Origin of the sequence: Sinorhizobium sp. 6-70 (genome assembly GCF_030124375.1) — a bacterium.
In the GTDB taxonomy this organism is placed as follows: domain Bacteria; phylum Pseudomonadota; class Alphaproteobacteria; order Rhizobiales; family Rhizobiaceae; genus Sinorhizobium.
The window spans coordinates 364,754-374,836 of sequence record NZ_JASKLS010000006.1; the positions used below are offsets into that span (position 1 = coordinate 364,754).

8 protein-coding genes are annotated in these 10,083 nt (G+C 61.0%); 3 read left to right on the plus strand and 5 right to left on the minus strand.

Annotation, left to right across the window (positions count from 1 at the left end; genetic code table 11):
• Nucleotides 1-7: 7 nt before the first annotated feature.
• The 3 genes from QN222_RS15105 to QN222_RS15115 all read right to left on the minus strand — a co-directional run bounded on the left by QN222_RS15105 (nt 8) and on the right by QN222_RS15115 (nt 3,164).
• Entirely contained in the window at nt 8-856 is an 849-nt protein-coding gene (locus QN222_RS15105; protein WP_283961818.1) for a TIGR01459 family HAD-type hydrolase, read from the minus strand.
• Nucleotides 857-978: 122 nt separating this feature from the next.
• Nucleotides 979-2,340 (minus strand): chromate efflux transporter, encoded by a 1,362-nt coding sequence (gene chrA, locus QN222_RS15110; RefSeq protein WP_283961817.1) that lies wholly within the window; start codon nt 2,338-2,340, stop codon nt 979-981.
• Nucleotides 2,337-3,164: a sulfurtransferase/chromate resistance protein gene (locus QN222_RS15115; protein WP_283961816.1), complete on the minus strand. Its 828-nt coding sequence runs from the start codon at nt 3,162-3,164 to the stop codon at nt 2,337-2,339. Before QN222_RS15115 ends, chrA begins: the two co-directional genes overlap by 4 nt.
• A gap of 268 nt (nt 3,165-3,432) precedes the next feature.
• On the opposite strand from QN222_RS15115, the gene groES reads away from it, so the two are divergent.
• The 3 genes from groES (at nt 3,433) to QN222_RS15130 (ending at nt 6,331) form a co-directional block, all read left to right on the plus strand.
• Complete coding sequence (gene groES / locus QN222_RS15120; protein WP_012706990.1) at nt 3,433-3,729, plus strand: co-chaperone GroES; 297 nt, start codon at nt 3,433-3,435, stop codon at nt 3,727-3,729.
• 75 nt (nt 3,730-3,804) lie between these two features.
• Nucleotides 3,805-5,442: a chaperonin GroEL gene (gene groL, locus QN222_RS15125; protein WP_284005491.1), complete on the plus strand. Its 1,638-nt coding sequence runs from the start codon at nt 3,805-3,807 to the stop codon at nt 5,440-5,442.
• Between the two features lie 460 nt (nt 5,443-5,902).
• Nucleotides 5,903-6,331 carry a hypothetical protein gene (locus QN222_RS15130; protein ID WP_283965926.1) on the plus strand — a complete coding sequence of 143 codons (429 nt, stop codon included), beginning with the start codon at nt 5,903-5,905 and terminating at the stop codon, nt 6,329-6,331.
• Between the two features lie 64 nt (nt 6,332-6,395).
• Here the strand turns inward: QN222_RS15130 and QN222_RS15135 are convergent, their stop codons facing one another.
• Together QN222_RS15135 and QN222_RS15140 are read right to left on the minus strand one after the other, a co-directional pair.
• Nucleotides 6,396-9,194 carry an EAL domain-containing protein gene (locus tag QN222_RS15135; RefSeq protein ID WP_283965925.1) on the minus strand — a complete coding sequence of 933 codons (2,799 nt, stop codon included), beginning with the start codon at nt 9,192-9,194 and terminating at the stop codon, nt 6,396-6,398.
• Nucleotides 9,195-9,430: 236 nt separating this feature from the next.
• The coding region (locus tag QN222_RS15140) for an oxidoreductase C-terminal domain-containing protein (RefSeq protein WP_284005492.1) at nt 9,431-10,083 on the minus strand (653 nt) is incomplete at its 5' end.

The window sequence follows — 10,083 nt, forward strand, 5'->3', positions numbered from 1 at the left end:
CTTCCCGTCAGCCAAGCCGCGGCATCCACCACTTCGGCGCGGCCCCTTCCCTTTTCAGGAAGGCGGCAAGTTTCGCCTCGTCGGTGCGGCTTTCATGCATGTATTCCTGCGCATGAATTCCTGCGCTGATATAAAGCAGATCGAAGCCCGCGTCCTGCGCGCCCTTGACATCGGTCGGCATGCCGTCGCCGATCGCGATGACGCGAGACAGGTCGAATGTACCGCGCACGGCCTTTGCTTCAGCCAAGGCGGCGCGGTAGATCGCGATATAGGGCTTGCCGGCAATGCGCGCCTCGCCGCCCAGGTCCTCATAGAGCTTGGCGATGGCACCGGCGCAGGGGATCAGGCGATGCCCGCGCTCCACGACGAGGTCGGGATTGGCGCAGATGAACGGGATCTTTCGCTTGGCGAGTCCCGTCAATGTCGCGCGGTAATGTTCGGGCGTTTCGGTTTCATCGTCATAGAAGCCGGCGCAGACGATCGTCTCGGCATCCTCCGCCGCAACGATCTCGGTGCCGAGACCTTCGAGCAGAGGCAGGTCGCGCTCGGCTCCGATGAAGAAGATGCGTTTCGCGGCTGCCGAGATCAACGCCCGCGTGACGTCGCCCGATGTCACGATGCGGTCGTAGGCTTCGTCCGCAACGCCGAGGCCGCGGATCTGCACCTTGACGCCGGGATGCGGCCGCGGCGAATTGGTAATGAGGACCACAGTCAGGCCTTTTGCCCGCGCCTCTGCCAGCGCCTCGCAGGCCGAAGCGAAAGCCTGGACGCCATTGTGGAGAACGCCCCAGACATCGCAGAGCACCACGTCGTATCGGCTGGTGATTTCCCGAAAACTGTTGATCCTTACGGCCATATCGGCTTCCCGCAAACTCGGCTTCTCGGCTCACATCGCAAGGAAGGGCAAAGAATACAAGTCTCGCGTTCAGAAAAACGCGGCGCTTCCCAAGAATTCAGCCGCACAATATGGCCGCGAAGTTAGAAAGACCTGAGGAGCCAGCCGGCAGCGGCGCAGATAGCCAAGGTCTGGAAAATGCCGCGCTTCCACCACAACAGCAAGGCGGCAGCGGCGATCGTCAGACCGAGCGCGAAAGGATCAAGGGTCGTCCAGGTCGGATAGGGGATCGCGAGAGGCCCACGGTCGAGTCGCCAGACTTCACCAAAGAGAACGTGAAGGCCGAACCAGACGGCGAGGTTCAGGATGACGCCGGCAACCGCCGCGGAAATCGCCGACAAGGCACCGGAGAGCGCTGCATTGGCGCGCAGTCGCTCGATATAGGGCGCACCGAGGAAGATCCAGAGGAAGCAGGGAACGAACGTCACCCATGTCGCGAGCGCCGCACCGAGCAGGCCGGACGTTAGCGCATCCACACCGATCGGTGCCCGATAGGCGCCCATGAAACCGACGAAGCTCAGTACGAGCACGAGCGGACCTGGCGTCGTCTCGGCAAGCGCCAGTCCATCGAGCATCTCACCCGGCTTCAGCCAATGATAGGTCTCGACCGCCTGTTGCGCGACGTAGGACAAGACTGCATAGGCGCCGCCGAAGGTGACGACCGCCATCTGCGAGAAGAACAAGCCGATGTCGGTATAAACATTCGCCCCATCCAACAAAACCGAGATCACGACGAAGGGCGCGACCCAGAGGCTGCCCCAGACGACAATGACCGTCACCGCCCTGCGCCAGGAGGGCTTGGCCTCGGCAAAGTCCGCGCCGATGACGGACGGCAGATCGGGCGTTTTTGCGCCCTTCGCGCGATCGGCGCGCAAGGACGGAGCGTGGCGGCTGACGAGATAGCCAATCAGTCCGGCGGTGATAACGACCAATGGAAATGGCAGGCTAAAGGCAAAGAGGGCCAAAAAGGCCAGTACCGCCAACGACCGGTCAAAGCCCGTTTTGAGTGCCCTCCGGCCGAGCCGAACCAGGGCTTCAATCACGATCGCGAGCACGGCCGCCTTCAGGCCATAAAAGAGGCTGACCAGCCAATCCGTTTGCTGGAATAGTGCATAGGCAGAAGAGAGCGCAAGAATAACGAAAAAGCCCGGGATCACGAAAAGCGTGCCTGCGACCACGCCGCCGCGTGTGCCATGCAGCAGCCAGCCGACATAGGTCGCGAGTTGCTGTGCCTCGGGACCCGGCAGCAGCATGCAGTAGTTCAGGGCGTGCAGGAAACGGCTTTCCGATATCCAGCGGCGCTCCTCAACCAGTTCGCGATGCATCAGAGCGATCTGTCCTGCCGGCCCGCCGAAGCTCAACAGTCCGATCTTGGCCCAGACCTTCGCCGCCTCGGCAAAGGAAGGGTGGGCGGGCACGCGGCCCGCCGACATTTTTTCGTTCACGTCCGCTTCCCCTTGCCGCCGTGCGAGACCCAATCATGCTTCTCCTGGGTGGCGTCGCGCGCCCAGCGGTAAAGCGCATCGTAAAGCGTCATGCCCGCTTCAAGCTGCTCGAGGTCGTCGGAATACATCCGGGAAAGTCCCAGCGAGACAGCCAGAAGGCCTGCCGCTTCCGGTTCGAGATCGTGTCTGTCGGTATCGGCTCCCCGCACGATCCGCGCGACATGTTCAAGGGCTGGAAAGGAAAGGCGGAACTCCTTGACCATGGTATCGAAGGTACAGTCCTCGCCGCGATGGCTCCAGAATACCCCTTCGATATCGAAGGGCGTCGCGCCGAAACGCTCGCCCACCGCCTCGACTTCGGCCGCCGTGACGTAGAGAAAGGTGGCACGTGGGTCGACGAAACGGCGGATCAGCCACGGACAGGCGATGCGATCGATCTTCGGCCGGGATCGCGTGACCCATAGGGAGCCGCCAGACGGATCGGCGTTCGGCAGGATCGCGACCGGAACGCGGGGCAACTCCGCCTCGCGCCAGGCATCGATGCCGCCTTCCAGTATCTCGGCCATGGCGCCTGCGTGTCTCAGCCAGGCCGCAACACCCTCGCTGAGTTTGCCGCCGTGCCGACAGAGCGCGACGACGTTTTGTCCGCGATAGAGCTCAGCCCATTGCTGAACCCCGGCATGGGCGCGATGGAAGGAGCCGGGCACGAGATCTGGATCGGCGGCGAAGTCGTCGTCGTCACGCACATCGATGATCACCGGGGCCTTCGCGGTTCCGAGGATTCTGACTAATTTTTCCGAGGAAATGGAATTGAACGAGGCCATTGTTTACGTCCTTTAGATGGTTGCTATTGGACGCGAAATTCCGGCATGGCGCCTCGTGGGGCATTCGCTCACCCCATGTGATTGTTAAACAAAAAAGCCCGCCGGCTGTCAACGATCGCGAAGTAGCAAAAAATCTCTCGGCCGATCCTTGACTCGTTCAGCGCACGGTCCTATTTCGGCGACGCTGGCACTCGTGAGCCATGAGTGCTAACACCATCCACCGGATCGATGAACGATCCGCAATGTCATTTGATCGAGGGATTAGACAATGGCAAGCACCAACTTCCGTCCGCTGCACGACCGCGTTGTCGTCCGCCGCGTCGAGTCTGAGGAAAAGACCAAGGGCGGCATCATCATTCCGGACACCGCAAAGGAAAAGCCGCAAGAAGGCGAAATCGTGGCGGTCGGTTCGGGCGCCCGTGACGAAAGCGGCAAGGTTGTTCCGCTCGATGTCAAGGCTGGCGACCGCGTCCTGTTCGGCAAGTGGTCCGGCACCGAAGTCAAGATCAACGGCGAAGACCTTCTGATCATGAAGGAAGCCGACATCATGGGCATCATCGGCTGATCGGCCGGCACCCTCCAACTTCCGTAATTTGAAACCGGGCCCGTCCCGGAACTTCGAAACCAGGAGCTTTCAAAAATGGCAGCTAAAGAAGTCAAGTTCGGCCGTACCGCGCGCGAAAAGATGCTGCGCGGCGTCGACATCCTCGCCGATGCAGTCAAGGTAACGCTCGGCCCGAAGGGTCGTAACGTCGTTATCGACAAGTCCTTCGGCGCTCCGCGCATCACCAAGGACGGCGTTTCGGTCGCCAAGGAAATCGAGCTCGAAGACAAGTTCGAGAACATGGGCGCCCAGATGGTCCGCGAAGTCGCTTCGAAGACCAACGACATCGCTGGCGACGGCACGACCACTGCGACCGTTCTCGCCCAGGCGATCGTTCGCGAAGGCGCCAAGGCAGTTGCTGCCGGCATGAACCCGATGGACCTGAAGCGCGGCATCGACCTTGCCGTCACCGAAGTCGTCAAGGACCTCCTCGCCAAGGCCAAGAAGATCAACACCTCGGAAGAAGTTGCCCAGGTCGGCACGATCTCCGCAAACGGTGAAAAGCAGATCGGTCTCGATATCGCCGAAGCGATGCAGAAGGTCGGCAACGAAGGCGTCATCACGGTTGAAGAAGCCAAGACCGCCGAAACCGAACTCGAAGTCGTCGAAGGCATGCAGTTCGACCGCGGCTACCTGTCGCCCTACTTCGTCACCAACCCGGAAAAGATGGTCGCCGACCTCGAAGACGCTTTCATTCTCCTGCACGAGAAGAAGCTTTCGAATCTCCAGGCCATGCTCCCGGTTCTCGAAGCTGTCGTCCAGACCGGCAAGCCGCTCCTCATCATCGCTGAAGACGTCGAAGGCGAAGCGCTCGCAACGCTCGTCGTCAACAAGCTGCGTGGCGGCCTGAAGATTGCTGCCGTCAAGGCTCCTGGCTTCGGCGACCGCCGCAAGGCCATGCTCGAAGACATCGCCATCCTGACGGGCGGCACCGTGATCTCCGAAGACCTCGGCATCAAGCTCGAAAACGTCACGCTCGACATGCTCGGCCGTGCGAAGAAGGTTTCGATCTCCAAGGAAAACACGACGATCGTCGACGGCGCCGGCCAGAAGGCCGACATCGAAGGCCGCGTTGCCCAGATCAAGGCCCAGATCGAAGAAACCACCTCCGACTACGACCGTGAGAAGCTGCAGGAGCGCCTGGCCAAGCTCGCTGGCGGCGTCGCCGTCATCCGCGTCGGCGGTGCGACGGAAGTCGAAGTGAAGGAAAAGAAGGACCGCATCGACGACGCCCTCAACGCGACGCGCGCTGCCGTTCAGGAAGGCATCGTACCGGGCGGCGGCGTTGCCCTGCTGCGCTCTTCCGTCAAGATCACCGCCAAGGGTGAAAACGACGATCAGGACGCCGGCATCAACATCGTTCGCCGCGCTCTGCAGGCTCCGGCCCGCCAGATCGCTGAAAACGCCGGTGACGAAGCCTCGATCGTTGTCGGCAAGATCCTCGAGAAGAACACCGACGACTTCGGCTACAACGCGCAGACCGGCGAATATGGTGACATGATCGCCATGGGCATCATCGACCCGGTAAAGGTCGTTCGCACCGCTCTGCAGGACGCAGCCTCGGTTGCTGGCCTCCTCGTCACCACCGAAGCCATGATCGCCGAACTGCCGAAGAAGGACGCTCCGGCAATGCCTGGCGGCATGGGCGGCATGGGCGGCATGGACATGATGTGATAAGGCGCAAGCCTTGTCATGGCGATGTTGAAGGCATCGCCGATCCATTCCGATACCGGAACTGAGAGGGTGGCTTTCGAGCCGCCCTTTTTGCTTTTTGTCAAACCATGCGACCGACCCCGGAACAAGGGCGCACGCAAAGGTAAGCGCCGCCCAAAACGGTGCAAAAATCCGTTGAAGTTGGGAAAAAACGAACTATAACAGCGCCGCAAGTGAACGCGAGATTCACGCGAGATCGGAAAGCAGGCACAAATTGAGCGCATTTGCTCGATGTTTGATGTGTCCGCTTGTGTGTCCGGATCTCGCAGAGAACATCATCACCAAATGCTTATAGATATTTGATCGCAACATAAGCCGACCTTCTTGCGAAATGACTTCGCTCGGCGGGCTGTCATTTTTGCGAAGGCGTCTGTGCGGTTTCAGGCATGGACGGTTCGCCGTACCTATTCTGGAGCAAGCCGTGTTTAAGATTGCAAGAACAAACTCCCTATCCTCCGGCGTTCACGGCCTGCCGCATCAGGAAATACCTGCACAGTTCTGCGTTTCCGAGGGCTGGTCCGGCGATCTCACCACAGGCCTTTTCGTCCTCGGCGACAGGGCCGCAGCGATTCACGGCTTGCGTGAGAACGAGTGCGGATTGCTCAATTTCGTCCGCTGTTACGATCCGGCCGATCGCAATCACGTGCTCGAGCTTTTCGAGCAGGCGGCCACCACCTCCTCGACCTTCTGCTTTTCCACGACGATCATCCTCGAAACGGGGCAAAGGCAGCCACTCTTCTGCATCGGCGAGTCGTCTGGCCTCGAAGAGCGCTATTCAGGCTCGATGCTGGGTGTCTTCTTCTTCCCGCGCTTTCTGATCGAGGGTGCGCAGGCGATGCTGAGGCAATGACGGCGGAGAGCCCAGTCGCCGCGGGTGGGCTTCACTGTTCATCGGCTGACGCGCTTCGACCGCGTCAAGCGACGGCGGCTTGTACACGGGTGCCCGCGACTGCGGCGATCGGTGCTGGCCGCCCGAGCAGGTAGCCCTGTGCCTCGTCACAACCCTCCGCTTGAAGGATGTCGAGCTGTTTTTGCGTTTCGACGCCTTCCGCGAGGACTGGAACGGAAAGGCTTTGTCCGAGGGCGAGGATGGCCCGGACAATCGCCTTGGCCTGGGGGCTGCCTTCGACCTCCCACATGAAGCTCTTGTCGAGCTTGATCTTGTCGAAGGGGAACGACCGCAATGTCTCGAGCGACGAGTAACCGGTGCCGAAATCATCGATGGCGATGGTGACGCCGAGTTCCTTGATCTGGCGAAGCGTCAGCAGCGCGCGCTCCTTGTCGTCGATGATGGTGGACTCGGTGATTTCCAGTTCGAGCCGCTTCGGGCTGAGCCCGGTTTCCACGAGCACCTGCTCGACGAGGCTGACGATGTCGCCATTGGCCAACTGCACCGGCGAGATATTGACGGCAATCTTATGTTGGCTGTCCCATCCGGCCGCCTCGCGGCAGGCCTCGCGCAGGACCCATTCGCCGATCGGCAGGATCGCCCCGCATTCTTCGGCCAGCGGGATGAATTCGTTCGGCGGGACCATGCCGCGTTCGGGGTGGAGCCAGCGCAGCAGCACTTCATAGCCGGTGACATCGCCGGTCATCACCGATTTCTGCACCTGATAGTGAAGTGCCAGTTGCCTCTTCTCCACGGCATCCCAGAGATCGTTGGCGAGGGCCCGGCGCTTGCGCGCCGCCTCGTCCATCGAGACCTCGTAGAAGCAGACCGCCTGGTTCAGTGCCGCCTTGGCGCGATACATGGCTAGATCGGCATTGTTGATCAGCGTGTCGGCGGTTTCGGCGTCCTGGGGATAGATCGCGACGCCCATGCTGCCGCCGGATTTCAGCTCGAAATCGCCGAAGCGCATTTCCTCATGCAGGCAATTTTCAATGCGCCGCAGGAAGTCATGGAGTTCAGCAAGTTCCTCGAAACGCTTCACCGCCGCAAATTCGTCGCCGCCGAAACGAGCAACGAACTCACCCTCCTGAAGAAGCGCTTTCATCCGCTGCGCGATCGTAACCAGCACGAAGTCGCCCGCAGCGTGTCCGTGCAAATCGTTGACTTCCTTGAACTTGTTCAGGTCCAGGCCGATGACGGCCACTTTGCGCGAGAACCAGGCAGCGGCATCGAGCTCCTCCTCCAGATAGCTGTTGAACTGCAGCCGATTGGGTAGCCCCGTCAGGCTGTCATGTCGGGCGAGGAACGAAATCTGCTCTTCGGAGTCCAGTCGCTCGGTGATGTCCTCATAGGTGGAAACCCAGCCTCCGTCCGGCAACATGCGGTGTTTCGTCAGGATCGAACGCCCGTTCGGCAGCTTCTCGACAAGATCGGCTCCACCCGTGCCGACAATGTCGATGCGGTGTTTCTGATAGGCCGCGTCAGCCTTGGCCTTGGCGACCGCGGGGTCGGGATAGGCGCGAGCAAACGCCCGATCGAGAATTTCCCGGAATGTCAGTCCCTTGCCGGCCATCGATGCGGAGAGATTGAAGATCTCGAGGCAGCGCCCGTTCGAAATCAGCAGGCGGTCGGCCTTGTCGAACAGGCATATGCCCTGAGTCATGTTCTCCAACGCGATGTCGAGATTCTTGCTGACCTCGGCGATCCGATCGGCGTTCGCCTTTTCCTTGGAGATGTCCTTGGCAATCTTGATGAAGCCGGCGTGGCGTCCGGCTTCATCAACGATCGGTTCGATCACCACATGCGCCCAGAAGCGCGTGCCATCCTTGCGATAGCGCCAGCCTTCCGCCTCGTATTTTCCGTCGAATAGTGCGAGGCGCAGCGCCTGCTGCGGCAGCTTCGCCTCCCGTTCGTCCGGTGCGTAGAAGCAGGCAAAATTCGTGCCGATGATCTCCTCAGCCGTGTACCCCTTGTTCGCCTCAGCGCCGGCGTTCCAACTGGTCACGCGGCCATCAATGTCGAGCATGCAGATCGCGTAGTCCTTGACGCTTCGGACAAAGCGGGAAAACTCCTTCTCCGAGGCGGCGGCAAGAATTTCCGCCTGGCGGGCGAAACCGGCGGCAATCAGAACGATCGACAGCAGGAAGAATGCCGTTCCCGCAATGACGAAGGCCAGAAGATGCGGCCGCATCATGCCAGCGCCCGCCTCGGCCACCGGGCCGGTTTCAATCGTCACCGCGCCCATCGCCGTAAAATGCAGCACCACGATGCCGAGCGTCATTGCAACTGTCGCAAGCAGCTTGGCCCGCTGCGGTTGCTCGCTACGGGAGACCGCAAAAAGCGCTGCGACATCGAACAGCGATCCGGCAAGGATCGCAAGGACGACGAGCGCCGCGTCCCAGCGGATGGCCCCGGAGACGTCGAGCGCCGCCATGCCGAGAAAATGCATCGAGGCGACGCCGGCGCCAAGTACCACGCCGCCGAGCAGCCGGCCAGCCCGTCCCGCCAGATAGGTCGCGATGCCGAGGGCCGATGTCGTCAGGACGATTGCCGCCGCCAGCGACAGAGTCGTGAGGTTCACCCGATAGCCGACCACAACACCCGGATCATAGGCAATCATGGCGATGAAGTGGGTCGCCCAGATCCCGAAACCACTGGCGATACCTGCGGCTGCGATCCAAGTCGCTCGCGGCCAGCCATCCGCCGTGCGCGCTCGCTGAAGCAAAGTGACAGCGCCTAAACTGGACAGAAAGCAAATCAACGCCGCCAATAAAACCAGTCGCCAATCGTGTTCGACCACGAGGCATGTCAGGATCTTGAACATCACAGAGCGCCCAAATAAGCATTGCACGGATGCAGGGTCAGCTGCTCCGGTTCGCCATCTGTTGACGTTTTCCCGTTTAAGGAAGCGTGAAGATCGGCCGAAGAGCGCCGTTGCGAAACGGAACGATGCGTTCTTCGTTAACGGTTTCCAAATTCCGAGCGATGTCGCCGGCTAAAGCGCGTCGTTCAATCGGACTGATGCGACGCGCTTTAGGTCATTGCTTCATGCAACATGCATTAGGCGAGCAGTGACTTGAGGTCAGTGTCAGGATCCGCGAGTTTCGCTCGATCAGGCGTTGTCCCGGATTCGAGCAGCTTCTTTCCCGTCACATAGGCCTTGGCGTCGTTGATGGCATCGACGGCGATGAACTTGCCCTGACGGAAATACCAGACCGATACGCTACCTTCACGCTGGCCCGGACGGACAAGTGTTTCGTCGTGGCCGAGACCGAAGCCGGCGATCTGGAGCTTCACGTCGTACTGGTCCGACCAGAACCAGGGCCTCGGATCGTAGGGCTCGGAGCTGCCGGCCAAGATGGCAGCAACCGCCTCCGCCTGGTCGACGGCGTTCTGAACCGATTCCAGGCGGATCCGCATGCCTTGCCACGGCAGGACCGCACAGTCGCCCATGGCAAAGATCGCGGGATCGGAGGTACGGCCGTGGCTGTCGACGATGATGCCATTGGCCGTTTCGAGCCCGGCATCGTGTGCGAGCGCATCGTTCGCCGCCACCCCGATGCCGACGATCACGATGTCGACGGGGATGACGGAGCCGTCGGCGAGCTCGGCCCCCGTGACACGCCCATCCTCGCCGATCAGGCGATGGAGGCCCGTGCGCTCGCGTATATCGACGCCACGGGAGCGATGGATCTCTCGAACGATCTCGGAGG